Raw genomic sequence first — 26612 nt, forward strand, 5'->3', positions numbered from 1 at the left:
AATAAGTTGTTATTTCAACAGGGCTACGGGTTTGGGCTGTTATCTCGTTATTTGACATGTTTTTGTAAGCTATTCATTTACAGCCAATAGCGAATTCATCTGTTTTTTACACCGGGTGGATATTACGTATTTCTACGCAGCAAAAACTGTAGTACTACGTGGGCATGATATGGAACTTATGATAAAATTGAAATGGCAGCCAGGGGATTGGCGTTTAACAAATATTAACAACTTTATTACGGGATAAATATATTTATTATAATAAATATATTTTATATTGCATTTGTATTAATACATCAATAAGTAATTAATCAAATCTTAAACCATAAACCAATTAACATGAAAACAGAAATGTTGAGTACCGTACTTGACCCTACCACTGTAGGCGAATTCATTACCGAAAACCTTTACCAAGAACTCGCTCAAAACTTTAGGGCTAAATTTTCATCAGAAGCCCGTTTTGTAAATCTGTCTAAATCGGCCGTTGAAACTGTTCTTAGTGACAGCGATGTATCAGGCATTAAATTCATGAATGGCCTTACCGATGTAAATGATCCGTCATCAAGAATATTGGTGCTGATACCGGCCAATTACACTATGAACAACAGCCTGCCAAATGCTGTTATTAAAAAGGATGGCTTTATCACCAATACTGGCGAGGTGATTTCATTAGAGAAAACCTGGCAAGTGCTTTTTAACCACGTGCTTAACTTCAAGAAGCTGGATGCAGGCATGCATTACACAAAAATTAACCGCGGATCGTTTTTAGGCAGGAAATTATTGACGGCGCTCGCTGAGGAGACCGGCAATGATAACCTAATCTATACTTTTGGATACAATATCGAGATGAATTATCCTTATAAAGCGTTAATACAGCCGGAAACGAATGCTTTCTTAATAGGTGATCAATCATTCCCTTGTCCTGGTTCATCAGGATGCCCCGGTACCTCCACCAGCTCAGACCCATGCGCCCTTACCCGTATTGCCACAAACTTTGCCGGCGAAGAAGCTGATGGCCAATTAAATGTGCTTAGGGGTTTCAGGGATAAAATATTACAGGAAAAATTCAATGGCGCCGAGATTGAAAAATATTATACAATATCCTCTTCCCTGCTCGAGGCCATTGATAAAGAACAAAACAAGGCCGTTATATTTAAAGGAATTTATGATAAATATATTCAGCCATCAATTACTTCCATAAACAATAACGATGAGGCTACAGCTTACAGCCTTTTCCAGGAAGCAATGCAACATTTAACGGATACTTACTTATATCAATAAGGGGTTTCCAAGTCAAAAAGCGTCTTTTCTTTAAGGGGAGGCGCTTTTTTGCGTTTATTAAATTATCCTGTTTTAAATATCATCCCCCTCCGCGTATTTCTACGCAGCAAAAACTGTAGTAGTACGTTTACAATTGCGTACAATCATAGGGCCTAAAACAGTAGTAGCAACGTTGATAAGAGCTTTTTTTAGTGAAACCTTTGACATAACAAAACAGCGATGCTGTAAAAAGTTATGGAGGGTGCCGAAAATCCAATCAAAGAGTAGGCGGGAAGAAAAATCTAAAACAAAACCTATGAGCTTTACTATTAAAGGCAACCTACGCGGTTTGCTATGTTCTGATTGCGAGCTGCCGGTATCGGGCAACTCGGTAAAGGTTTACAAAACCTTTGATAGGGCCAACGAAACCCGGCTGGCCGTAGCCGATGCCAAACAAACGTTTCACCAGGTTACCGATGCCGAACTGAAAGAAAAAGAAAAACTATTTATAGCCGAAGGCAAACTCCAGGATAACGGCGATTTTGTGATTGAGATAGGCGATAAAAGCGGTTACGAGGGTGGCACGCTTGATGTTGACTGGTATTGCGGCAATACCCCTATCAAAATCGGCCCGGGGCCAAAGAAAGACCTATCGCTCCAGTTTCATATTACCACGCTGCAGCCGGCATTTAAGCAAACCGACGGCGGGCAGGTTGCTTTTTTTGAATACAGGGTAGACCCTAAATGGTTTTGCCGCATCCTTACCCTGTTAGATATCTGGGTGGTTTGTGGTATAGTAACCGACTGCGAAACTAAAAAGCCACTATCGGGTGTTAAAGTATTTGCCTACGATGTTGACCTGATACAGGATGACACCTTGGGTAATGCCTATACAGATAGCAATGGCAAATTCACCATCGTATATCCGGGCGCCAATTTCAGGCAAACGCTGCTTTCGCCATTTTTAAATGTAGAGTGGCCCGCCGGCCCGGATTATTATTTCAGGGTGGAATCGTCATCAGGCGCCGTTTTGCTGCAGGAAGACCGCACCCGCGGCCGCCAAACCGACAGGCACAACGCGCACAATTGTTTCTGCGTAAAACTTTGCATAAAAGATGGCGGCATTTATACCAGCGATGTGCCCTGGTTTACATCGGTAGGTAAATTCAATATCACATCGGATATTGATGGCTCAGGCAAAACACTTACTACCAAATCTGGCGTTGGTGGTGTAGGTTATGGTTTCTTCAACTCGGTAAACCTGGTTGGCTACGCAACCAAAAAGGTGCCCACAGCACCTGCAAGCGCGTTACATTACCGCTTTTTATACTCGCTGGATAATGTGAATTACAGTCCCGTTACCAGCGCCCAGATGGACCCTACTCAGCTTAAGGTTGCCACCCGCCAAATTACCTGGAACGGGGGCCCCGCGTTTCAAAATGTGGTTATCGATTTGGGGCAACCTGCTTCGGTAGCGGATAGCATCCCGGCCGATAATTTCCCCAGCCCAATTGCCGATCATGTGCTTCATCCCGATGCCAATGGCTGGATAAGGGTTGATCAGCCCGCCCTGGATAATGGCTTTTACGGCCCGCTGGTTTTACTAAACACCAATACCATTATTGGCGGCGGCGATGCCAGCGCGGGTTTAACGCCCGGCAGCCCGGTTAGCGCGGCCAATCAAAAAAACGGCACAATGCTATACCTTAAGTTTCAAACAACCGATGATCCAAGCAACCCTGCATCAACCAATTTAAAAACACAATCTATCATCGGTAAAATATATGTAAACAACTGGAACGAGGTAAGCCTGCTTAAACTGGAAGAACTGTTTGCCGGTGGCGGCAGCGGTTGTACCCCCGTACAATCACAAGCCCACGTTGATTATACGGTTGATCATGAATTAATAGGCAGCTGGAACATTGGGATATGGTCAAACGCAATAGGTAGCGTATCGGGCTTACCATCGGGCAATGTACCAAGGGGAAATGCCGCAGTGTATAACCTCGCAACAGCGGCCTTGTCGCCTGCATTTAGTACCTGGCCGTCATGCGCCTACAGCTTAACGTTAAACACCGTACGTAAGTTAACCACAGGCGACTGGAACGATTATGTAAAAACAAACCAGGTTATTTTTTGCAAGTAAAATAGCCGTTAAGGAAAAGGGCATCCTGTAACGGGGATGCCTTTTTTGTTTAAAAGAGCCTCAAAATATAAGAGAATTCGTAAACGATAAATAAAATTACCAGTATGGCATGAAACGTTTTGTTGTTCACTTTCATGGCTACCATGCATAATACAAAATGGCTGATGTTGCGGATAGGATATTCCAACGTATAATGGCTATAGTAAGCCTGTCCTTTTATAAAAGTATCAACCATATCTAACAGGTAACTTGCACCTAATATGCCGAATATCCATTTGCGGCGCGAATAAAAGTAATCGTTGTAATCTTTATAGTCGTTCAGGTCTTCCGGGTATAGCAGGGCGCATACGCTGTAATAAATTACAATGTAAAAGATCACAAAGAAATACTCCAGGAACAGCCAGTGTTTAATATCATGCAGGTTAAACTCCCACCACCAAAAATGCAGCAGCAACAGGAACATGTAAAAAGCCCAGAGGTTGTGCACCCAGTAAGGTTTGTTGCGCCCAGGATGTTGAATTTGCTTAGCCGCCCCTTTCAGCAAATGGGTAATACTAAGGCCCAGTATAATACCAATAACAGATTTGATGTGGCTGAAAAAATCCATAGATAGTAAGGTGGATGGTAATAGTTAAATGTAGATATTTGATAATTAGCTTTTAAGAAAAATATCAAATATACCGCTCCCAATGACACAAGATCTAAAAGATGAGGCTTTAGAGCAAATAAAGTTGGACATCAAATTTGGATTTGAAAATGAACAACAGATTTTTGAAGGTTTAGAAGATATGTTTTATGATGAGGACGACATTGACGAAGAATGGCTAAAACAAACCATACATCAACGATACAATCAGCATCAAAAGGAAGCTTTGCAGTGGATAAAACCAACCGGATTTGATAGGCTGGCAAGGGCATTTGACCAACTAATTGTGCAAAAGATAGTATGCCTGCACAACGCCGGTTATACCAAACAAGATGGCGAAGGCGATTGCATGGAGACTATAGAACGCTTGGATGAATTAGGTGTTAAAGCTATTGGCTTTTGCTATTATCACGCGCAGGATTTAGCCAGGGCAGTTGACCCAGATACCCGGAACTTGTATTTAGGTTTTGATAGCGTTACGCAAAATGACGATGAGGCCCTGCAGGTTGCCCAGATGATTGTTACAGCACTCAAGGAAAACCACCTCCAGATAAACTGACCAGGCACCGTTACCCAACGGATAGAAATTGTAAACATAGATTGGAAAAAAATACCCGACAATGAAGAATGGGGAGCAGAGCGGGTTATACACATGTTGACTAAGCCTCAATCAAATCAGAAGCCTTTTTGGAAACTATGGTGATGCAAACACGACATTGGCTAATAACAAAAAGGCAAGTATATTTTTCTTACAAACAAAAAACGATACCCTTGTTTTAGAGCATCGTTTCACAATAAGATATTTAATAACTCACTAAAAAATCGCCTCGGCTATCCGCTTAGTCGGCCCTGCGTTGCTCATGGTGTAAAAATGCAGCACGGGCACACCAAAAGCCATTAACTCGCGGCATTGGTTTATCATCCATTCCACTCCGATATCCCGCACATCTTTTTCAGATTTGCAGCCGTTAACCGCATCGCATAAATCTTCGGGCATATCAATATGGAAGGTTTTGGCTAAACCGATTAACTGTTTTGAGTTGGTAACAGGTTTTAACCCCGGTATAATAGGCACATTGATGCCATTGGCCCTGCAGTTATTTACAAAATCGAAGTATTTCTGGTTGTCAAAAAACATTTGGGTAACAATAAAATTCGCGCCCATATCTACCTTTTGTTTCAGGTATTTAAAATCTGTTTTAAGGTTGGGTGCTTCAAAATGTTTTTCGGGATAGCCGGCAATACCGATGCAGAAATCGGTTTTCAGGCTATCGTCGTTATGCTCATGTAGATATATTCCATTATTCATGTTCACTACCTGTTGCAATAAATCTGTAGCGTAGTTATGCCCGTTGGGCGTCGGCACAAATGAAGCATCGCCGCGGCGTGCGTCGCCACGCAAAACCAATACATTCTCGATGCCTAAAAACTGCAAATCAACTAAGCCATTCTCCGTTTCATCCTTAGTAAAACCACCACACAACAAATGCGGAACGGTATCTACCTTGTACTTATTCATGATAGCCGCGCAAATGGCGATAGTACCCGGGCGTTTACGATAGCTCAGTTTCTCCAGCAAGCCATTATCATGCTGCTTGTAAATAAAATCCTCGCGCAGCGATGTAACATCAATAAACGGCGGCTTAAACTCCATCAGCGGGTCGATAGCATCGTAGATGCCTTTTATGCTTTGACCTTTTAGTGGTGGGATTAATTCGAATGAGAATAAGGTTTTTCCTGCCGCGTTCTTAATGTGCTCTGTAATTTTCATTATTTTGTTGTAGGTTGTGTGTTGAAAGTTGTAAGTAAAAAGATTTATTCAGAACTAAAATATCTGATGAAACCATTAAGCAGTTTTCTTACAATTTCCAATTGTGATAGGTATTTATCGAGTTGTAGTTTTTCAATGAAGTTTAAATCGTTGCTTAAAAAGAGTTGTGTTTCTAATTCATATAGTGATCCCCTTGCTATGTAGAAAAACTGAAGACTGTCTTTTTTATGATTTCTTCCACATCCTTCAGCAATATTTGATGGAATAGAAACAGAGCATCGTCTCATCTGGTTACTTAGACCAAATTGCTCTTCTTTTGGAAATGAACGTGTTGCAGAATATACTTCGCTAACAAGCTTCCTTGCTTCAATCCAAACATTTAATTCTATGTATTTTTTATAATCGCTTTGCACGTCGTTTAATTAAAAGCTTTTTTCTCATACAACTTACAACATTCAACACACAACTCAATAATTTATATTAGGTCCCAACCACCTCTCGATGTCCTCTAAAGGCATTTGCTTCCGCACCGCATAATCCTCCACCTGATCTTTACTTATTTTACCTAGCCCAAAATACCTGGCCTGTGGATGTGCGAAATAGAACCCGCTAACTGATGCTGCAGGCGTCATCGCTAAACTCTCGGTAAGGTGCATTTTTGCCGTATCTTCCGCTTTTAACAACTCAAATAAGGTTGTTTTCTCGGTATGATCCGGGCAGGCAGGATAGCCTGGGGCCGGCCGGATGCCTTGATATTCTTCCTTGATCAGGTCGTCGGTACTTAGTTGCTCGCCCTTGCTGTAGCCCCAGTATTCTTTACGTACCAGTTCGTGCATTTTTTCGGCAAAAGCTTCGGCAAGGCGGTCGGCAAGGGCTTTGGCCATAATACTGTTGTAATCGTCATGATCGGCCTCAAATTCGGCAACCAGCTCGTCGCAGCCAATGCCGGTAGTTACGGCAAAGCCACCAAAATAGTCGGGCACTCCGCTTTCTTTTGGTGCGATAAAGTCCGATAGTGCATAATATGGGTCGCCTTTAACCTTTTCGGCCTGTTGGCGTAGGGTATGGATGCGGGTTAACAAAGTAGTGCGGCTTTCGTCGGTATATAGTTCAATATCGTCCCCAACACTATTGGCCGGCCAAAAACCTATGACGCCATTGGCATGCAGCAGTTTTTCTTTTACTATTTTGTTTAACAATACCTGTGCATCGTCATAAAGCTTTTTGGCTTCATCGCCCACAAATTTATCGGCAAATATCTTGGGATAACTGCCCCGCAATTCCCAGGTATGAAAAAACGGTGTCCAGTCGATATAAGGAACCAGTTCTTCCAACGGATACGATTCAAATACTTTGGTACCGGTAAACGTTGGCATTGGCGCTACATCGCCATCCAAACTGACCTGGAAACGGGATTGCCTTGCTTGTTCAATAGTAACAAAACGTTTATCCGATTTTTTATTTAAATGCGCTTCGCGCGATTTGGCGTATTCTTCTTTAATGTTCTGGATATAGGCATCCCGGCCATCGCGGTTCATCAGGCTGCTACATACAGTAACGCTACGCGATGCATCCAGCACGTGAATTGCAGCGCCCGAGTAATGCGGATCGACCTTAACAGCCGCATGGATACGCGAGGTAGTAGCACCGCCAATAATCAGCGGTATAGTAAACCCTTCGCGCTCCATCTCTTTAGCAAAATGCACCATCTCATCCAGCGACGGCGTAATCAAACCGCTGAGGCCGATGATATCTACATTTTGTTTTTTAGCTTCTTCAATAATACGTTGTGCCGGTACCATAACACCCAGGTCAATCACCTCGAAGTTGTTACAGGCCAATACTACGCCTACTATATTTTTACCTATATCATGCACATCGCCTTTTACGGTGGCCATCAATATTTTACCGGCATTGGCACGGCTGCCGCTGCTGTCTTCGCCGGCATCAATAACCCGTTGCTTTTCCAGCTCGATAAATGGCAGCAGGTAAGCCACCGCCTTTTTCATTACACGGGCCGATTTTACTACCTGTGGCAAAAACATTTTGCCAGCGCCAAACAAGTCGCCTACAATGTTCATCCCGTCCATCAGGGGGCCTTCAATAACCTCCAGCGGTTTGCTGTAAGTTTGGCGGGCTTCTTCTACATCGTCATCCAGGTATTCAATAATGCCTTTTACAAGCGCATGCGATAATCTTTCCTGAACAGTCCCTTTGCGCCATTCCTCATCGCGCACCACCTCTTTGCCTTTGCTTTTTATGGTATCAGCATATTCAACAAGGCGTTCGGTAGCATCATCGCGACGGTTAAGCAGCACATCTTCTACCAGCTCAAGCAGGGTTTTATCTATTTCCTGGTAAACTTCCAGCATGCCGGCGTTAACTATACCCATATCCATACCGGCGCCAATGGCGTGGTATAAAAATGCGGAGTGCATGGCTTCACGCACCACATTATTACCCCTGAAAGAGAAGGAGATATTACTTACCCCCCCGCTTACTTTGGCATGTGGCAGGTTTTGCTTTATCCAGCGGGTGGCTTCAATAAAATCAACCGCGTAGTTGTTATGCTCTTCTAAACCGGTTGCAACGGTTAGGATGTTAGGGTCGAAGATGATATCCTGCGGAGGGAAACCAACCACGTTAACCAGAATATCGTACGATCTTTTACATATCTCAATACGGCGTTGTAACGAGTCGGCCTGGCCGGTTTCGTCAAAAGCCATTACAACAGTGGCGGCACCATAGCTCAGGATTTTGCGGGCCTGCTCAATAAACTTTTCTTCGCCCTCTTTAAGCGAGATGGAGTTTACGATGCCCTTACCCTGGATGCATTTTAAACCAGCCTCAATAACCGTCCATTTTGATGAATCGATCATGATAGGCAGTTTGGCAATATCCGGCTCGGATGCTACCAGGTTCAGGAATTTTACCATAACCGCTTCCGAATCAATCATGCCTTCATCCATGTTGATATCAATAACCTGGGCACCGCCCTCTACCTGTTGCAGTGCAACGGCCAGAGCGGCTTCATAATCTTCGGCTAAAATAAGTTTTGAGAATTTTGGCGAACCTGTGATGTTAGTACGCTCGCCCACGTTTACAAAAATGCTGTCGGGCTTTATGGTAACCGCTTCCAGGCCACTCAGGCGCAGGTCGGATTCAATTTCGGGGATGAGTCTTGGGGGGTATTTGGCTGCCTTCTCGGCTATGCATTTGATATGCTCGGGCGTGGTGCCACAACAACCACCAACAATATTAACCAAGCCAGCTTTAATAAAATCATCAACCTGGTGCGCGGTTTCATGCGCGGTTTCGTCGTACTGGCCAAACTCATTAGGCAAACCGGCGTTAGGATATGCCGATATAAACACATCAGCCTTTTCAGAAAGTTCGGCCAAATGCGGCCTCATTTCTTTGGCACCCAAAGCGCAGTTTAAACCAACCGATAACAAGTTGGCATGACGGATAGAATTCCAGAAAGCTTCCACCGTTTGCCCGGAAAGGGTACGACCAGATGCATCGGTAATAGTACCGGAGATCATGATAGGCAAATGCTTGCCCGACTCATTGGCGTATTTATTGATAGCGAACAAGGCCGCTTTGGCATTCAGGGTATCAAATATGGTTTCGACCAATAATAAATCAGATCCGCCATCAACCAGGCCACGTACCTGGTCGTAATAGGCATTGGCCAAATCATCAAAAGTAACGGCGCGGTAACCCGGATCGTTAACATCTGGCGAAAGGGACGCTGTACGATTGGTTGGCCCAATAGCACCCGCCACAAAACGCGGCTTTGATGGATTTTTTTGGTTGTATTCGTCGGCCACGTCGCGGGCAATGCGCGCGCCTTCATAGCTAAGCTCGTAGGCCAGCTCTTCCAGCTTATAATCGGCCAGTGAAATAATTTGTGTACTGAAGGTATTGGTCTCGATGATATCAGCGCCGGCATCCAAATACTCGGCATGAATAGCCTTGATGATATCCGGGCGTGTAATATTCAAAAGGTCATTATTCCCCTGCAGGTCACTATGGTGATCCTTAAACCTTTCGCCACGAAAATCCTTCTCGGTAAGCTGGTACCGCTGTATCATGGTACCCATTGCCCCGTCAATTACAAGGATGCGTTTTTCTAATTCTTTTCTAATGTCCATTGTTGTATCTGTTGCCAGGTTTCTGTGGCGGGTGGCGGGGGCCTTTCATACTGATATTTGCAAAAGCAAATCACAGGAACAGGAACCGGGCAACACGCAACAGAAATAAAAAAGCTTACATCGAAAAGTCGGGTGTTCAATTGACTTTCGCTTATCTTTCCAGGGGCTGTTTAGCCGGCCAGGTAGAATGTAGCACCTTGTGAAGCACAGGTTGCTAAGACATCGCAGGGTCTAATCCCTCCGTCTTTCTCCATAAGCAGTGCAAAGGTGCATAATAAAGCGGTAAAATGCAATAGTTTATATGCCCGGCTATGTGTACGCTAAGTAAATTTATGTGTACAAAAAAAGCTGCCTTTGCGGGGCAGCTTTCAAATAATAAATGTTGGTTTCTTATTATCTTCTTCTGCCGAATAAACGCAGGATCATCAGGAAAAGGTTGATGAAATCGAGGTATAAGGTTAAGCCGCCCATCAGTGCCATTTTTTTGGCAGACGCATCGCCATATTCAAGGCCGGCACCAATGTTTTTAAGTTTTTGAACATCATAGGCAGTTAAACCGGTAAATACCGCGATACCTATGTAGCTGATAACATATTCTAAACCTGTGCTTTTTAAGAAGAAGTTGATTAACGAAGCAATGATAATCCCAACAAGCAGCATAATCATGATCGATCCGAAGTTAGTTAAATCAACCTTGGTTGTATAACCGGCTACTGCCATTACACCAAACACCAGCGAAGCGGTTAAAAATACGCCCAGTACGGAGCCTGCCGTATAAATTAACAGGATAAAACTTAAGCTGATACCCGTTAAAGCTGCGTATGCTATAAATAATAAGGCAAGCACGGGGTATGAAATTTTGTTTAATCCAAAACGCATTAATAAAACAAAGGCCAGTGGAGAAAACATAGCCACATATGCAAACATGGTTAACTGACCGGTATTGACATCAACCAATGTGGTTAATAATGCGGGAGATGTAGCAAATGCAAACGAGCACAAAGCCGACACTGCCAACGCTCCAAACATCCATAAAAATACATTAGCTATAAATTTACGCGATGCGTCTTGTTCTGTTATTTGGATTACGTTTTTGTATTCGTATCCAGAATCTTTAATTTCCATTTTTTTTATTAATAAATTAATACACGAATATACGAATAATCGGTGAATATATTGTGAAGGAACGTATCAGGCAAATTAGTATCAGGTATCAGGACAACCTTGCATATTGAATCAGTCCGGAAATCAAAAATCTTGCTTCTTGATACAGGGCAAACGCATCTAATTGGGTTAACATAACTTAACACATTTCAGATATATTTTTTATAAACATCTAATAATCAGCATTATATATTTTATCATGGTTAACATCAAAAAGACCGAATTTAGGCGCATTCCAATATTGGGGCCTGTCGCTGGTCGCCATAAGGTACTTGGGTAACTGCATCATGTAACCAGGATCAGCCAATAAAATAAGGTATTATTTGATGCTTATCACTTCCTGATGCTATAAGCTCATTCCATTAGTTATTTCTATATAGATGCGTTTGCATTGCTATTAACTACTTGCTACTTTCCTTAACTTCTTCCGTTTTTAAATTTCCCGCCAGCTGCGGGTTTTGGGGGGGGAGTTTTTTTACCTCCCTTTCCACCTCGGTTTGCTGTACAGATACGGCATAATCTGCAGGTTCGATGTGGCTGCCCGATGCTTCGGCATATACCTGGGTAAACTCGGCACCAATGTACAGGATAGCCGATGTGTAATATATCCAAACCAGGATAACTATAATTGAACCGGCTGCGCCATAGGCCGAGCCCTGCGCCGTATACTGAATGTATAAGCTGATAATATACTGGCCAAGCATAAAAAGCAAGGCGGTAAAAAACGCACCAGACCGTACATCGCGCCATTTAATTTTTACATCGGGCAAAAACTTAAAAATGATGCCAAATAATGTGGTAATTACAACCAGGGTAATGCCTAAGTTAATTCCTTTTAAAAGCAAACCTGTTATAGAGGGTATAAAATGTGCTATCTTGTCTTTTAAGGCATCCATTATCAAGTTGATAGCCAACGTTGCCAAAAGCAAAAAGCCAAGGCTGATGATAAGCGAGAAAGAAACAAACCTGTTTTTGAGCAACTGTACCCACCCTCGTTTAGGCTTGGCTTTTACCCGCCAAATAATGTTTAATGAATCCTGTATCTCAATAAAAATGCTGCTGGCGCCTAATAACAAGGTAATTACGCCAATTACCACAGCAACACCGGACTTGCCCGAAAGCGCTAAGTGTGTTAAAGCATCCTGAATTTGCTGCGCCGGTCCCGGGCCAACGTAGTGAGCAATTTGTGGATAAAGCCTATGGGTTGCGGCATCCTGGCCAAAAACAAGGCCGGCTACAGAAATGATGATGATTAATAAGGGGGCTATCGAAAAAACGGTATAGTAAGCCAAAGAGGCACTTAGCTTTAGGCCATTATCGCTTATGAAGCCGCTAAACGTGGCTATCAACACTTTCCAAAGTTGTTTTAGATATTCTTTGCTTAAAACTTTCATGCTTATTCTTTTAATCAATTTTAACCCGGCTATAGCTAAGCAATTATAATGCCTTTGTGTAGCCCGCTTTTAAATGCTTGCTCATAAATTTAATTTATAATGCTGTAAACGGAATATCAGCCAGTTGATAATTGCGCCATCCGTCAAAATCATAATGCCACCACTCGGTGGGCAATACCGTAAAGCCATGCGCGTGCATAATTGTTTTAAGCAGCTCACGATTGGCGGTTTGTAACGGTGTTGCCCCGGGATAGTTGGCCGATGCCTTTTTGCTGAAGCTATCAAAGCCGGTTGGCATCTGCAGTTCTTTTCCGGTTTCAAGGTCAATCAGCGTAAGGTCTATCGCGCAGCCACGATTGTGCTTTGAGCCGAATTTAGGATTGGCAACAAAATTGGTATCGGGCGTGGTTTTGTAAAATGCAACAGTGACAGCATAAGGCCGGTAGGCATCAAATATTTTTAAGCCCAACCCCCTCGTTTTCAAATCAGCTTCAACTTCCGCTAAAGCTTTTACAACAGGTAGCCGGGCATATGCCTTAGCCTGCCTGTACATAACCCGATGCATAAAATTGTTAGTTGTGGCATAGCGGATATCGAGTTTTATAGCCGGGATGTATTTTATTATTTCGACCAGGCGTTTATTTGAATCGGCCTTTACCTGGGCTTTATAGCCTGCAATGCCGCAAACACGGGTGCTGTCAATATACTTATAGTGCTGCGCTCCGGCATTAAGGCTAAGTAAAACAAAAGCAAGCAGGCAATAACGCATCATACCATTACCTGTGCGATACGATGAGGAGGTCAAGGTCCTTACACGGAATTGAAAACCGCTCGCCAATGTACTTATTGGTGAGCTGGCCCTGGTAAATATATACCGCGTTGCGTACACCCGATTTTTGCCATATCACGTTTTTAATACCGCCTTGTTCGCCTATATCCAGCAAAATGGGGGCAAAAATATTGGTGAGGGCATAGGTAGCTGTACGGGCAACCCTCGAAGCGATGTTGGGTACGCAATAATGAATAACATCGTATTTGCGAAAAACCGGGTGCGTGTGGTTGGTAACCTCCGAGGTTTCAAAACAACCGCCCTGGTCAATACTCACATCGATGATAACCGAATCGCGTTTCATGCGGCTTACCGTAGCTTCGGATATGATACAGGGGCTGCGGCCATCTTCGGCACGGATTGCGCCGATAGCCACATCGCAGGTGGTAATGGCTTTTTCTAATACAATGGGCTGCACCACTGATGTAAATACCCTTGCACCAATGTTGTTTTGCAAGCGCCGCAGCTTATATATTGATGGATCAAAAACCTTTACTTCGGCTCCTAATGATATGGCTGTACGGGCAGCGTATTCGCCAACGGTACCTGCTCCTAATATTACAATTTCGGTAGGTGGCACACCGGTAATGCCCCCCAGCATCAGGCCTTTGCCTTCAAAAACATTGCTTAAATATTCTGCTGCTATCAGTATAGATGTGGCCCCAACTATTTCGCTCATGGCCCTTACTACGGTTAATGAGCCGCCTTCATCAAGCAAATGCTCAAAACATAGGGCGGTAACATTTTTTTTCATGAGGGCATGCAGGCTATCGGCTTTCAGGGTAGCCAGCTGCAACGCCGAGATCAGGATTTGGCCATGTTTCATCATTTCAATTTCCTGAACCATGGGCGGGGCAATTTTAATAATGATATCGGCCTCGTAAACCGTTTTAGTATCATAAACAATCAGGGCTCCCTGTTCGCTGTAATCTTTATCGCTAAAATTGGCAGCCTGCCCGGCATTGCTCTCCAGCATTACCTGGTGGCCATTATTAACTAACAGCGCAACCGAAAGCGGTGTAAGCGGAATCCTGTTTTCCTGGAAGGAAATTTCCTTAGGAATGCCAATAAATAATTGATTCTTTTTGTTTTTGACCTCCAGCATTGATTCCTGGGGCTGCATCATGGCCTGTTTGGCAACATCCGAAAACCCACTGTATTTCCCTGAACTCATGTATATGTTTTTTTCTGGCTGATGAAGATAAGAAAAAAGGATGTATCCTGAAACTAAATATTTTCTATACTAACCAGCCTTGCGCCATCGTCCAGCACTTTAATAGTTATGTTTGAATAATGCTCTGGGAGCAAATCGGGGATCTTTTCGGGCCATTCAATAAAGCACCAGGCACCGGCGTAAAAATATTCTTCATAACCCATGTCCAGCGCTTCGGTTTGATCTTTAAGGCGATAAAAATCAAAATGATAAATTTTATCCTTCGCGGTATGGTACTCATTAACAATGGAAAACGTAGGGCTGCTGATATTATCCGTAGTGCCCAGCGCCTTGCATAGCTCTTTGATCAGCGTAGTTTTACCCGCGCCCATATCGCCGTAAAATAAAAAAATACGGTTATTGCCGGCATGCTCAATAATAGCCCGGGCCGCCTGGGGTAAGTTGGATATGGATGAAATAGTTAGTTGCATAGGCCCCCTCTAAATCTCCCCCGGTAGGGGAGACTCTTAGTTAGTTTTTTTGTTTATTAAGCCCTCCCTTCCGGGGAGGGTTTGGGTGGGGCTAAATTAATCAAATATCTTCAACCAAAAATCTCAAAAACCTATTGGTTGCATCTATCACAACAGTCTCACAAAAATATTTTCAAAAAAACTCATCAATCCATGTTAAAACCTGTTGTTTTGTATATAACCATGCTACTATGAGCAACATTCTTCATATCCTTAACGGCGATTCAACATGGCATAGCTTTAACCAAACCGGCCTTGATGGCGATGTAATGGTTTGGCGCGAGGTTTTATCAGAAGGCCCCTTGATGGAAAATATCTCGTCGGGCACTTTCTGGAGCAGCCGATCCAGGTGGATGGGCAAAACTTTTAACGAGCCTGAAGAAGAATACAAGCACAAAGTGATTGACGAACTGGGCAAACTAAACGGACAATACGACGAAGTGAATCTTTGGTTTGAGTTTGACCTGCATTGCCAGGTAAACCTGCTTGGCGTAATGCGCATGCTAAACCAGCAAACCAATATGTCGGCCCCTGCCGTATTCCTGATTTGCCCAAATGACTTCCCCGGCATCGACGATTTTAAGGGTATTGGCCAGTTAAACGGCGATCAGCTGGAAGACCTGTATGACAGCCGCGAACAATTAAGCGACTGGGAATTTGAGCTGGCTGCCGAAGCCTGGCCATTAATTGTTAAAGGGAATGCCGATGAAATGGACCAATGGCTTAATGAAAATTCCTTTTGGGGTGCTTTACACCTTTTGAAGCCGGCGCTGCTTGCACATTTAAAACGCTTAAGGCTAAATACCAACGGCCTAAATTACATTGAACAAAAACTGCTTGACATTTATAACAGCGGTATAAAAACCAGGCCTGAAATGTATCATGCATTCTGGTCGACAGAAAAAATATATGGCATGGGCGATAGCGAGATTGATATTTACCTTAAACTACTGGCAGAAAAACAGCTAATACATTAATCAGCAGGTGCCGGCAGTATTATCAAATAAACAACGATTAAATATCGAACACTGAATATCGAATAATGAAGGAAAACTTCGGTGTTGGACATTCGAAATTCGTTACTCAATATTATTTGTGCCTTTTTTACGCCTCCCCACTACGGCACCGTGACGGCAATGGTTGGCGACCGGTCGCTTTCGTTTTTCATCCGGTCAAGCGCGGTTACTACATAAAAGTAGGTTTTGCCTTTTTGTACGGTATTGTCATCATAACCAGGGTTGGTGTTGTATTCAATTTTGAGGATGTTTTTAGGATCGTCTATATTTATTTTCTCGTTATCAAAACGGTATATCACGTAGCCGTAAACGGGTTCTTCATCTTTAGCCAGTGCCGGGGCCTGCCATCTTACAGCTACGCCACCTTTTAAGCCGGGGCGGGCCGTAACGTTTTGAGGCGGATTGGGCGCTATAGAATCGCGCCAAAGCATTACCGGTGGCAAAGCGGGGTACCTGTAATAATTATCCCGCAATGAATCGGTTATACCCAACGGGTTATTGGTAAGCGAACTGGAACTAAAATATACACTCCCCTGCGCCCTCGGGTTATTCCTGATGAGGGTTATCTGGCTGGGCAGCTGCGCCGGGTTTTTAAAAGCCAGGGTTTTACGTTCATTTATACGGTAAGCGGCCTGGCCTATATAAAGGTGCCTGCCATAGGTATTATCGCTCCACCAGCTTAATAGTTTATCAAACGCGGCAGCACGGTTGCCAATAGGCCAGTACAATTGCGGATTTATGTAATCAATCCAGCCTTCCTGCATCCATTTGCGCGAGTCGGCATAGTTTTCATAGTATGATGATCCGCCGTTGGTTTCAGATCCCACCTCATTTTGTGCCTTATTGGCCCAGATACCAAAGGGGCTGATACCGAATTTAATATTCGGGTCATGCGCATGCACGCTATCGGCAATCATTTTTATCAGCAGGTCAACATTGTGCCGGCGCCAATCTTTTATATTATCAAAGCCCTGCCCGTATTTGGCGTAAGTATCCTCGTCGTTTATTTTTTGGCCTGCAATGGGGTAGGGGTAAAAATAATCGTCCATGTGTACGCCGTCGATATCATAGTTATCTACCACATCCAGTATTACCTGTACTATATAATCGCGCACTTCGGGCAGGCCGGGATTAAAGGTTTTGATGCCGCCATAGGTAAAAAACCATTCTGGTTTTATCCGGGTGATGTGTTGGGGGCTAAGCGCGGCAAAGTTGCCATCAAAAGTTGCCCTGTATGGGTTAAACCAGGCATGCAGTTCCATGCCTCGTTTATGGGCTTCGGTAATGGCAAATTCCAAAGGGTCGTATCCCGGGTTTTGGCCTTGCCGGCCGGTTAAATATTTTGACCATGGCTCGCGGCCTTTGGCATAAAGGGCATCGGCAGCGGGCCTTACCTGTAGCATAATGGCATTAATCCCGGTTTCCTGGTGCGAATTCAGGATATCCAGCAATTGCTGCTTTTGCTTTTCCATGGTGAGCTTAGTACTTGTTGGCCAGTCGATATTTACAACAGTAGCTATCCAAACGCCCCTGAATTCGCGTTTGGGTTGGGTTTTAACAGCAGCCGGGGCATTTGCCGGTTCGGCCGGCTGCGCGTTAACGCTTGTTATGATAAACAGTGTAAATATCAATAGTAAAATATGGCGGGATATATGCATTAAAGCCGATTTGTTAAAGCTGCAAAGATATAAAACTCACATTGCAGGTGTTTTATTATAACTCATAAAATTTGCACACGAATTATACTGCCACCGTAATAGATTGTATCGAATTCCACGAATTTTAATATGAAGTAGCAATGATTGATTAAGCGAGAATATACCGTAGCCGGGACACAACTGACCGGATTTCACAAATTTTTCACTTGTTAATAATTTTTCAAATAACAAGCGATAAGGATTCGTGTAATTCGATTTAATTGTAGCCAGCTTGAAAGGCAATTCGTGTCTAAAATTTGCTTGTGTGTTGTGTTTTTGGCATTTTGTGCTTAATTTTAGCCGTCACCAATACATTTTTCAACCTGCATTTTTTTTGAAAATCATAATTTTAGCCTTTTTACGTTTAATATCGCTAAAGAGTTAACCACTTAAAAAAACAGTTAGAATTGCAATAAAAAGCATGTAATATCAATTAATATGAATATGCTTGTACATTAATGTTCCGGTTAAAAAGGTAGATTTTTAAAACAGCTGCCGTTTTAAACTGTATTTAAACTTTAAATAATTAATTGCTATGGAAAATCAATATGGGCAACCACCTAAGAAAAATTCAAACGTAATTTATTTTCTGATTGTGGTGGTTTTGGCTTTGTTAGGTACCGATGTGTATTTGTACTTGCAAAAAAACAAGTCGGATGTGCGGATAGTTACCCAACAGGATGAACAAACAAAACTAAAAGCAGACCTGGACAGTCTTGAACACCAGGTTGAGCTTGTAAATGCCGGCAAGGCCAAAATGTCGGCCGAAATGATAGCCAAAAACGATTCGTTAAAAGAAAAAATTAAAGTTTTAAGGGTACAACTGGCTAAAGGCAAGCTTACCAAGGCCGAATTGGTAAAGGCCGAAGAGGATGTTAAACAACTGCGTTATTTTGTAACTAAATACACAGCCGATATTGAAGAACTTCATAAGCAGAATGCCACGCTTGCCTCAGAGCGGGATACACTGAAGAATAACCTGGCTACAGTATCTAAAAAAGCCGATACCCTTACCAAACAAAACCAGGACCTGGATGCCAAGGTAAAAGTGGCGCAGGCCTTAAAGCTGGCCACATCAAATATTGTGGCCTATAAAATAAAGGGCAGCGGAAAAGAGGTTGATGTTACCCGCGCAGGGCCTGCAAAAAAAATAAAGATAAACTTTACAGTTGCCAGCAATACATTGGCCAATAAAGCCATGCATGATATTTATGTACGTATTATTGACCCTACAGGCAACCTGATAACCGCGCCCGATGGCGGAACTTTTAGTGCCGATAACACCGACCTGCAATACACCTACAAAACATCTATTGATTTTAAAGATGATGGCACCGAGTATACCATTGACTGGGTTAACCCAACCCCGCCGTTTGTAAAGGGCACTTACACTGTTTTGCTTTATGCCGATGGCAGCACAATGGGAAAAACAGGTTTTACACTGAAATAAAACAATTCAATTTAATTAATGAAAGCCCTGTTCCGGATGTGGAACAGGGCTTTTTTGATTATTGCCGTTGTGGTGCCGGTGCCAGGGGCCTATGGCATTATATGATCTGATTTTCAATGAGATATTATATAAATTCACCCCCAAAATCCGTAAAAACACCTTTGTAATAACGTAGTTTTACGTGCAAATATTCACCGCGGGGCGGCTAAATTTACTTAGTCAATTTAAATCTAAACCCCTGAATTATGGATCGCGCCATTATCGAAAAAGACCAAAGGCAACGTGAAAAAATATTACCTGTACTTTATTTTTGTTCAAGTTTTTTTGGACTCGGACTTATAAGCGCACTTATTTGGGCGCATAATGTGCAGGCCGCCATGACCGCGGTGGAGTGGATTATAGCCTGTACCATTAGTGGTGGTTTCATTGGTTTTCTTTTTGGTATCCCCAAAGTGGTACAAAGTGCCGGAACGCCTGCCGGCGCCGAAAATTACCGGCAACAGGTTAATACCAACCTTTCAGATATATCCGATTGGCTTACAAAAATTATAGTGGGTTTGGGCCTGGTAAAACTTACTAAAATTCCGCCCTACTTAAAAGGCATAGCGCAGGCATTTGCCACCGGCCTTAATGAAGCTGGCAAAACCGAAGCACCCACTGCTATGGCTTTTGCATACGGCCTTGTTATAGGCTACTTTGTGGTTGGCTTTTTGTTTGGGTACCTGGTTACCCGCCTTTACCTGGCTGCCGAATTCAGGGAAGTAGATAAGGCTGCTACCCTAACCGAATTAAAAAACCAAATTGATACCGCACAGGCAAAAATTGAAAACGTGGAGGCCGGGCAGTCGATGCTCACGCAATCGCTTATTCAGAACGCTCCGGCCGCGGTAGCCGAAGATAAACAGGCCAACCTTGACAACCTGAAGGCACAGGCAGATGCCTATTTGAGCATACAATCGGGCGATTATGGTGCCCGTGTGCGTATGAAAAATGCCAGCGCGGGCAATATGGCGGCCTATGCGTTAACTAATAAAATTACCAAGGACGAAATCCTGGAGCTAAACGCTACTTCATTTAACCAGGGGCTGATTGTGGCGCTGGCTACCCTGATCATCACCAAACCCGAACCCGGCGATCTGGACCGTTTGCTGCAATATGCAGACCAGGTAACCTGGAAACACGTAGAGTACCGCGTACTAAACGCCATTAGCCAGCTAATGGCTCAAAAGCTTGTAAAAGATGCTGATAAAAGCCGGATTAATAAACTCCTTGATAACTACCGCAAAAATGCCGATAGCTCGATACTCGACCGGATAAAAATACTGGGTGCTCAGGTAGCCGATTACAGCGAGAAATAGGAGGTTGGTATACGATTGAACCATTAACGATACCACCGGAGTTATTGGAGGATAGTTAGTTGGAAGTTTAAAGCGCAAAGGTGAAAAAAGAAAGATCATGCCCTGAATTAAGACTAAGCACTTTCGGCTTAACACCTGTGCCTCCCAATAAATCTTTAATTATTGCTATAGCCTAATTTTTATTATTTTTGGGCACATAAAATTTAACGACATGAATTTTCCCGCTGAATTAAAGTACACTAAAGACCACGAGTGGATAAAAGTTGAAGGCAATGAAGCTACAATTGGCATCACCGAATTTGCTCAAGGCGAGCTTGGCGATATTGTTTATGTGGATATTGCATCCTTAGGGAAAGAAGTTGCTAAAGATGCCGTTTTTGGTACGGTTGAAGCAGTAAAAACAGTATCAGACCTGTTTATGCCTGTAACCGGAACAGTTACCGAAATTAATTCCGCACTTAACAACCAGCCCGACCTGGTAAACTCAGATCCTTACGGCGAAGGCTGGATGGTAAAAATAACGGTTGCCGATCTTTCGGAAATTGAAGGCCTTTTATCTGCCGATGACTATAAATCTGTTGTTGGCGCTTAATGAAAGCAACACTAAAATATCAGGGGCCCGCAATTTTGTGGGCCTTATTTATTTTGATAATTTGCTCTGTTAACCTGGGGTCGGCAGGCGACTCGCCTATGTTTTTTAAGGGCTTTGACAAGCTTACGCACACCGGATTGTTTTTTACATTGGTTGTATTGTTTTGCAATGGTATAATAAGGCAACAAAAACCAAGGCCATTATCGTATACACGGGCGTTGATAATAGTTATAGCCGCGATTGTTTTTGGCGGCTTGATAGAAATATTGCAGCTGGAATTTTTTCCGTGGCGCAGCGCCGAATGGAGCGATTTCTTTTGCGATGGGCTTGGGGCTTGTATGGGTATTTTTGGTGTTATGCTAACAATAAATGCAATTGGCAATGAAAAAAAGTAAACTTATTATCCTGGGTGCAGCAATCCTGCTAACCGGTTTTTCATCATGCGGTATCTTCAAAAAAGGATGCGGCTGCCCCACGTTTGGAGTTACCAAAATTCAGAGCAATATGAAAATTTGTTAATTTTAAAATGTCGTGCCCCGATATCTTTTTCGACTTTACATCATATTAAAATCATTTTCAAATTTTCAAATCCTCAAATTTTCAAATAATATAAAAACGCCATGGCTGTTTATTTGGATTTAATATAAATAAGCTTACATTTGCTCAGGTTAATTTTATACGATGAGACTTTCACAACTTGAAGTAGGCGAAACAGGAATTGTTAAAGAATTTACTGACCTTGAAATGTCGGTTAAATTGATGGAAATGGGATGTTTACCAGGTGAGGAAATTAAAATTTCGCGCATAGCGCCCCTTGGCGATCCGATAGCTATTCATGTTTCAGGTTATCAGTTAAGCCTTCGTAAATTTGAGGCCTCCACTATTATTTTGCAGTAGTTTTTGTAACCATTGAAAGCCGATATAAGAGTTGCGCTTGTAGGAAATCCAAACACCGGTAAATCAACTCTATTTAATATACTAACCGGTCTTAATCAAAAAATAGGAAATTTTCCGGGGGTTACTGTCGACAAAAAAACAGGTTTTTGCCAGCTGCCCGATGGCCGCACCGCCGAAATTATTGACCTGCCAGGTACCTATAGCATCTACCCCAAAAGTAAAGACGAATCCATTGTATTTTCTGTTTTAGCCGACAAAGCTAAAGGAATGGTACCCGACTTGATTGTGGTAATCCTGGATGCATCTAACCTTAAACGCAATCTGCTGCTGTACACCCAGATAGCCGACCTGAAAATTCCGGTTATTGTTGCCCTTAACATGATTGATGTATCAGAAAAAGCCGGCATCATCATCGATATTAACTTGTTTGCCCAAAAGTTGGGCGTTCCTGTGGTACCAATATCCGCCCGGAAAATAAAAGGGATCGATCAGCTTAAAACAACTATAGCCTACGCTAATAAAATTGCCCTGCAGCAGGACACCATTGATGTAGATACAATTGCACCAAAACTGGTAGCACAAATTCAGGCCGAATATAAAATTGATAATCCTTACTTAGCCCTGCAGTTGGCGCACCAGCATGAAACGCTGGGCTTTTTAACGCCTGCCGAAAGCGACCGCATTGAAGAATTGGAAAAGGAACACGCGTTCCACTCGCAAAAGGCGCAGGCCTCCGAAACCATTGCCCGCTATAACTTTATAAACGATCTTTTATACGATACTGTTAAGAAACCCGAAACGGCGCATGACGAAACCGTAAGCAACAAAATAGATAAAATACTTACGCATAAGGTATTTGGCTTTATCATTTTCTTCGCCATACTGATGTTTATTTTCCAGGCTATATTCTCCTGGTCGGCCTACCCCATGTCGCTTATCGAACAGCTTTTTATAAAACTGCAAAGTTTAATAAGTAAAACCATGCCGGCCGGGCCTTTAGTTAGCCTCATCAGCGATGGTATAATTGCCGGCTTAAGCGGGGTAATGGTTTTTGTGCCCCAGATAGCCATACTTTTTGCGTTAATATCCATACTGGAAGATACGGGTTACATGTCGCGAGTTACGTTTATGATGGATAAGGTGATGCGTAAAGTGGGGCTCAACGGCAAATCGGTGGTGCCGCTTATTGGCGGCTTTGCCTGCGCGGTGCCATCTATTATGAGCACGCGCAATATCGAAAACTGGAAGGACAGGATGATTACCATTATGGTTACCCCGTTGGTAGCCTGCTCGGCCCGTTTACCGGTTTATACCTTATTGATTGCGCTGGTAGTGCCCGACCGTAATGTTTGGTGGGTATTTAACATGCGTGGGCTTGCGCTTACTGCCATGTACCTGCTCAGCATAGTATCAGCTATAGTAGTGGCCTTTGTCATGAAATTTATTCTGAAATCGCGCGAACGCGGTTACTTTATTATGGAACTGCCGGTTTACCGGATGCCGAGATGGAAAAACGTAGCATTTACCATGTACGACAGGTCTAAAACTTTTGTTTTTCAGGCAGGTAAAGTAATTATAGCGGTATCCATCATCCTGTGGGTACTAAAATCATACGGCCCCGGCGATAGGTTTGCGCAGATAGATAAAGCTTTTAGTCAGCCCAAATACACTAAAACTATGACACCCGATAGCCTGGAAAAGGTTATCGCATCAGAAAAATTGGAAAACTCTTATGCCGGTGTATTTGGTCATGTAATTGAGCCAGTTATTAAGCCCTTAGGGTTCGATTGGAAAATAGGGATAGCCCTCATCAGCTCTTTTGCTGCCCGCGAGGTTTTTGTAGGTACTATGGCCACTATTTACAGCGTAGAAGGCGATGCCGACAAAATGGAATCGGTTCAGCAAAAAATGCATGGTGCTACCAATCCCGATACAGGTAAGCCGGTGTTTACTTTAGCTGTGGCCTTTTCATTAATGATGTTTTATGCCTTTGCCATGCAGTGCGCCAGTACTGTTGCAGTAGTGTTCCGCGAAACTAAAGACTGGCGCTGGCCAGCTGCCCAGTTTGCTTACATGACAGCGTTAGCTTATTCGGCCAGTTTTATTGTTTACCACTTGCTGAAATAGGTTTTTGTTGATGGTTGATAGATTATATTCCATGGCCTGGTTCTTTCAGACGGCTGCAAAGTTCCTTTTTAAAGAAACCACAGGGAACGAACTTCTGAAGTTTTGCATTATTCCATGCCGGACGCCCGTAGTTTAGCTTGCAGGTTTTATAGTTTAAATCGTTAAATTTGTTTGATAAACAATCACTGTAGCAATTGCGTCATGAAAGAAGTAACCATAAAGTATAAAAACAGCAAAACGCTGGATGCTTTAAAAGATCTGGGAAAGTACCTGGGATTTTCTGTTTCTGAGCAACGCCTTGCTATTAAAGGAAAGCAGGAATTTTATATAAATGGCGTTACCGTGATACCTGGTGACGAAACTATAGATGTTTCAGAACTGCATGAGGTTTTCACCGGCAAAGGAATGGATGCAGCTGAATTAAGGAAATCCGGATGGCAGCGGAAAAAATAATTTGTGATACTGATGTTATCATCGACTATTTTGATACCCGTAAATCCCGTCACGAAGAGACCCGGATTATACTCGAACAAAAAATAGGTTTTCAGCATATATTGATTTCCTCCATCACAAAAATGGAACTTATTTCGGGTGCCAATAACAAAGCCGATCTGCATAAAATAAGTAAAGATATCAACAGGTTCGGCGTCCTTTTAATTAACCCCGAGATAAATTTACGAGCCATAGATCTTGTGCAATCCTACAGGTTAAGTCATGGTCTTGCAATTGCTGATGCAATGATTGCCGCTACCGCTATTCAAACGGAATTAAAGTTGTTTACCTATAACATCAAGGATTTTAAATTTATATCTAAACTATCTTTGTATAAACCGGAATAGGAGAACTTAAGTTACTGATCATGATCATCAACGAATAATAATCTCTTTGTAATTACTTAAAAACTTCGCGCTATGATCTATGAACCATCAACTATGAACTGATGAAATCATTATATTTGTGTTGAGGTAAAAATTGGATAAAGTAAAAGTTTTAGAAAAGTATCTTCCACCTGATGCTGCCCCGCTCATTGGCCGCTGGATTGACTACTTTAAATGCGAGTTTAAAATTTCGCGTAACCGCGGCACTAAATTTGGCGATTATCGTTCGCCTTATGCCGGTAAAGGCCACCGTATATCGGTTAACTATGACCTTAACCCCTATGCTTTTTTGGTAACTACCGTACATGAGTTTGCGCACCTGCATACCTGGAACGAGCATAAGCAAAAAGCTAAGCCGCACGGAACCGAGTGGAAAGGTAATTTTAAAAAGATGATGCAGCCTTTTTTTGAGAAGGATATTTTTCCGCCCGATGTAAAGCACGCCATTACCAGCTACCTGGATAATCCGGCGGCTTCCAGCTGTTCGGACCTGAACCTTTACAGATCGCTCCGCAAATACGACGCACCTAAAGAGGCAATGCTAACGGTTGAGAAAGTCCCCTTTAAAGCCCTGTTTAAAATAAAAGGCGACCGCGTTTTCAGGAAGGAAGAACAACTGCGCAAGCGTTTTAAATGTGTGGAGGTGAAAACCAAACGTGTTTATTTGTTTAGCCCGGTTGCCGAAGTGGAATTGGTGGAGGAATAGTTTTTAACGCCTGCCTGCTTGAATATCCTGCGGGAGACGCAGTTATGCGTCTCTAAATAAAAAACACAGCGCTCATCATCACGATTTTTACCCGCCTTTTTAAACTCATCCCCGCCCAACAAATTAAATCCGTACTTTTACCCCATGGCAAAAGTTATATCATTTGAGAACAACCCTTACCAGGAGAATACTTACATTTTATATGATGAAACCGGCGAATGTGCAATTATTGATCCGGGAATGTATACCGCTACCGAGCAAAATGTAGTGGTAAATTTTATAAAGGATAATAATTTAAAACCCGTTTTATTACTAAATACCCATTGCCATATTGATCACGTTTTGGGTAATAAATTTGTATTTGATAAGTACGGGCTTAAACCCAAATTTCACCAGGGCGAGCTGCCGGTGTTAACAGCCGTAGTATCGTACGCCCCGCAAATGGGCATCAGGTATGAGGTATCGCCATTACCGGATGAGTACCTGCCCCAAGCAGGCGCCGTAAAGTTTGGCAATACCGTTTTGCAACTCATTTTTGCCCCTGGCCATTCGCCTGCGTCATTGTGCTTTTATGATAAAGAGGCCAATATTTTAATTGGCGGCGACGTGCTGTTCAGGCGGAGCATTGGCCGTACCGATTTACCCGGCGGCAATTTTACCCAGCTAATGGATAGTATTGAACAAAAGCTGTTTGCACTGCCCGATGATTGCACTGTTTATCCCGGCCATGGCCCCGAAACAACTATCGGTTACGAAAAACAAAATAACCCGTTTTTGACTTAGCAATTGGTGAGGTTATACGTTAGACGCGCATGCTTAGCAAATTGGTGAGGTTATACGT

24 protein-coding genes and 1 riboswitch are annotated in these 26612 nt (G+C 43.0%); of the genes, 14 read left to right on the plus strand and 10 right to left on the minus strand.

Features of this window, described 5'->3' with window-relative positions:
• Positions 1 to 339 precede the first annotated feature (339 nt).
• Positions 340 to 1281 carry a hypothetical protein gene (locus FSB76_RS15620; protein WP_147054865.1) on the plus strand — a complete coding sequence of 314 codons (942 nt, stop codon included), beginning with the start codon at positions 340 to 342 and terminating at the stop codon, positions 1279 to 1281.
• A gap of 295 nt (positions 1282 to 1576) precedes the next feature.
• Positions 1577 to 3406 (plus strand): transthyretin-like family protein, encoded by a 1830-nt coding sequence (locus tag FSB76_RS15625; protein ID WP_147054867.1) that lies wholly within the window; start codon positions 1577 to 1579, stop codon positions 3404 to 3406.
• A 49-nt stretch (positions 3407 to 3455) separates the two neighbouring features.
• On the opposite strand, the gene FSB76_RS15630 is transcribed toward FSB76_RS15625, so the two are convergent.
• Complete coding sequence (locus FSB76_RS15630; RefSeq protein ID WP_147054868.1) at positions 3456 to 4013, minus strand: hypothetical protein; 558 nt, start codon at positions 4011 to 4013, stop codon at positions 3456 to 3458.
• A gap of 82 nt (positions 4014 to 4095) precedes the next feature.
• On the opposite strand from FSB76_RS15630, the gene FSB76_RS15635 reads away from it, so the two are divergent.
• A complete protein-coding gene (locus tag FSB76_RS15635) occupies positions 4096 to 4611 on the plus strand; it encodes a DUF6891 domain-containing protein (protein ID WP_147054870.1) in 516 nt (171 codons plus the stop codon).
• A 255-nt stretch (positions 4612 to 4866) separates the two neighbouring features.
• Here the strand turns inward: FSB76_RS15635 and metF are convergent, their stop codons facing one another.
• From metF to tsaE, 8 genes are all read right to left on the minus strand, one after another.
• Positions 4867 to 5823, minus strand: a complete 957-nt coding sequence (metF, locus tag FSB76_RS15640) for a methylenetetrahydrofolate reductase [NAD(P)H] (protein WP_147054872.1) — start codon at positions 5821 to 5823, stop codon at positions 4867 to 4869.
• 44 nt (positions 5824 to 5867) lie between these two features.
• Positions 5868 to 6236, minus strand: a complete 369-nt coding sequence (locus tag FSB76_RS15645; RefSeq protein ID WP_147054874.1) for a four helix bundle protein — start codon at positions 6234 to 6236, stop codon at positions 5868 to 5870.
• A 54-nt stretch (positions 6237 to 6290) separates the two neighbouring features.
• A complete protein-coding gene (gene metH, locus FSB76_RS15650; protein WP_147054876.1) occupies positions 6291 to 9980 on the minus strand; it encodes a methionine synthase in 3690 nt (1229 codons plus the stop codon).
• 148 nt (positions 9981 to 10128) lie between these two features.
• Positions 10129 to 10239, minus strand: a riboswitch (SAM riboswitch).
• A 134-nt stretch (positions 10240 to 10373) separates the two neighbouring features.
• Positions 10374 to 11105: a Bax inhibitor-1/YccA family protein gene (locus FSB76_RS15655; protein ID WP_147054878.1), complete on the minus strand. Its 732-nt coding sequence runs from the start codon at positions 11103 to 11105 to the stop codon at positions 10374 to 10376.
• Between the two features lie 440 nt (positions 11106 to 11545).
• Positions 11546 to 12538 carry a YihY/virulence factor BrkB family protein gene (locus FSB76_RS15660; protein WP_147054880.1) on the minus strand — a complete coding sequence of 331 codons (993 nt, stop codon included), beginning with the start codon at positions 12536 to 12538 and terminating at the stop codon, positions 11546 to 11548.
• A 94-nt stretch (positions 12539 to 12632) separates the two neighbouring features.
• Complete coding sequence (locus FSB76_RS15665; protein WP_225976524.1) at positions 12633 to 13310, minus strand: M15 family metallopeptidase; 678 nt, start codon at positions 13308 to 13310, stop codon at positions 12633 to 12635.
• Between the two features lie 4 nt (positions 13311 to 13314).
• Complete coding sequence (locus tag FSB76_RS15670) at positions 13315 to 14541, minus strand: alanine dehydrogenase (protein ID WP_147054882.1); 1227 nt, start codon at positions 14539 to 14541, stop codon at positions 13315 to 13317.
• 53 nt (positions 14542 to 14594) lie between these two features.
• Positions 14595 to 15011, minus strand: coding sequence for a tRNA (adenosine(37)-N6)-threonylcarbamoyltransferase complex ATPase subunit type 1 TsaE (gene tsaE, locus FSB76_RS15675; protein ID WP_147054884.1), 417 nt, complete (start codon positions 15009 to 15011; stop codon positions 14595 to 14597).
• A gap of 230 nt (positions 15012 to 15241) precedes the next feature.
• On the opposite strand from tsaE, the gene FSB76_RS15680 reads away from it, so the two are divergent.
• Positions 15242 to 16027 (plus strand): DUF1835 domain-containing protein, encoded by a 786-nt coding sequence (locus tag FSB76_RS15680; protein WP_147054886.1) that lies wholly within the window; start codon positions 15242 to 15244, stop codon positions 16025 to 16027.
• Positions 16028 to 16167: 140 nt separating this feature from the next.
• Here the strand turns inward: FSB76_RS15680 and FSB76_RS15685 are convergent, their stop codons facing one another.
• Positions 16168 to 17724, minus strand: coding sequence for a glycoside hydrolase family 10 protein (locus FSB76_RS15685; protein WP_147054888.1), 1557 nt, complete (start codon positions 17722 to 17724; stop codon positions 16168 to 16170).
• Between the two features lie 574 nt (positions 17725 to 18298).
• Between FSB76_RS15685 and FSB76_RS15690 the strand changes: the two genes are divergently transcribed.
• The 10 genes from FSB76_RS15690 to FSB76_RS15735 all read left to right on the plus strand — a co-directional run bounded on the left by FSB76_RS15690 (position 18299) and on the right by FSB76_RS15735 (position 26554).
• Positions 18299 to 19213: a hypothetical protein gene (locus FSB76_RS15690; RefSeq protein ID WP_147054890.1), complete on the plus strand. Its 915-nt coding sequence runs from the start codon at positions 18299 to 18301 to the stop codon at positions 19211 to 19213.
• A 245-nt stretch (positions 19214 to 19458) separates the two neighbouring features.
• Positions 19459 to 20571: a hypothetical protein gene (locus FSB76_RS15695; protein WP_147054892.1), complete on the plus strand. Its 1113-nt coding sequence runs from the start codon at positions 19459 to 19461 to the stop codon at positions 20569 to 20571.
• Positions 20572 to 20782: 211 nt separating this feature from the next.
• Entirely contained in the window at positions 20783 to 21163 is a 381-nt protein-coding gene (gcvH, locus tag FSB76_RS15700) for a glycine cleavage system protein GcvH (RefSeq protein ID WP_147054894.1), read from the plus strand.
• The gene (locus FSB76_RS15705; protein WP_147054896.1) at positions 21163 to 21558 is read left to right on the plus strand and encodes a VanZ family protein; all 396 of its coding nucleotides are present in this window, start codon (positions 21163 to 21165) and stop codon (positions 21556 to 21558) included. Before gcvH ends, FSB76_RS15705 begins: the two co-directional genes overlap by 1 nt.
• A gap of 286 nt (positions 21559 to 21844) precedes the next feature.
• A complete protein-coding gene (locus tag FSB76_RS15710; RefSeq protein WP_147054898.1) occupies positions 21845 to 22060 on the plus strand; it encodes a FeoA family protein in 216 nt (71 codons plus the stop codon).
• A 12-nt stretch (positions 22061 to 22072) separates the two neighbouring features.
• The gene (gene feoB / locus FSB76_RS15715; protein ID WP_147054900.1) at positions 22073 to 24187 is read left to right on the plus strand and encodes a ferrous iron transport protein B; all 2115 of its coding nucleotides are present in this window, start codon (positions 22073 to 22075) and stop codon (positions 24185 to 24187) included.
• Between the two features lie 201 nt (positions 24188 to 24388).
• The gene (locus tag FSB76_RS15720; RefSeq protein WP_147054902.1) at positions 24389 to 24640 is read left to right on the plus strand and encodes a hypothetical protein; all 252 of its coding nucleotides are present in this window, start codon (positions 24389 to 24391) and stop codon (positions 24638 to 24640) included.
• Positions 24622 to 25026 carry a type II toxin-antitoxin system VapC family toxin gene (locus tag FSB76_RS15725; RefSeq protein WP_147054904.1) on the plus strand — a complete coding sequence of 135 codons (405 nt, stop codon included), beginning with the start codon at positions 24622 to 24624 and terminating at the stop codon, positions 25024 to 25026. The genes FSB76_RS15720 and FSB76_RS15725 overlap by 19 nt, the downstream gene beginning before the upstream one ends.
• A 133-nt stretch (positions 25027 to 25159) precedes the next feature.
• On the plus strand, positions 25160 to 25771 hold the full coding sequence (locus tag FSB76_RS15730) for a SprT-like domain-containing protein (protein WP_147054906.1): 612 nt from the start codon (positions 25160 to 25162) through the stop codon (positions 25769 to 25771).
• A gap of 144 nt (positions 25772 to 25915) precedes the next feature.
• Positions 25916 to 26554: an MBL fold metallo-hydrolase gene (locus FSB76_RS15735; RefSeq protein ID WP_147054908.1), complete on the plus strand. Its 639-nt coding sequence runs from the start codon at positions 25916 to 25918 to the stop codon at positions 26552 to 26554.
• Positions 26555 to 26612 lie beyond the last annotated feature (58 nt).

The organism is Mucilaginibacter ginsenosidivorax (genome assembly GCF_007971525.1).
GTDB lineage: Bacteria > Bacteroidota > Bacteroidia > Sphingobacteriales > Sphingobacteriaceae > Mucilaginibacter > Mucilaginibacter ginsenosidivorax.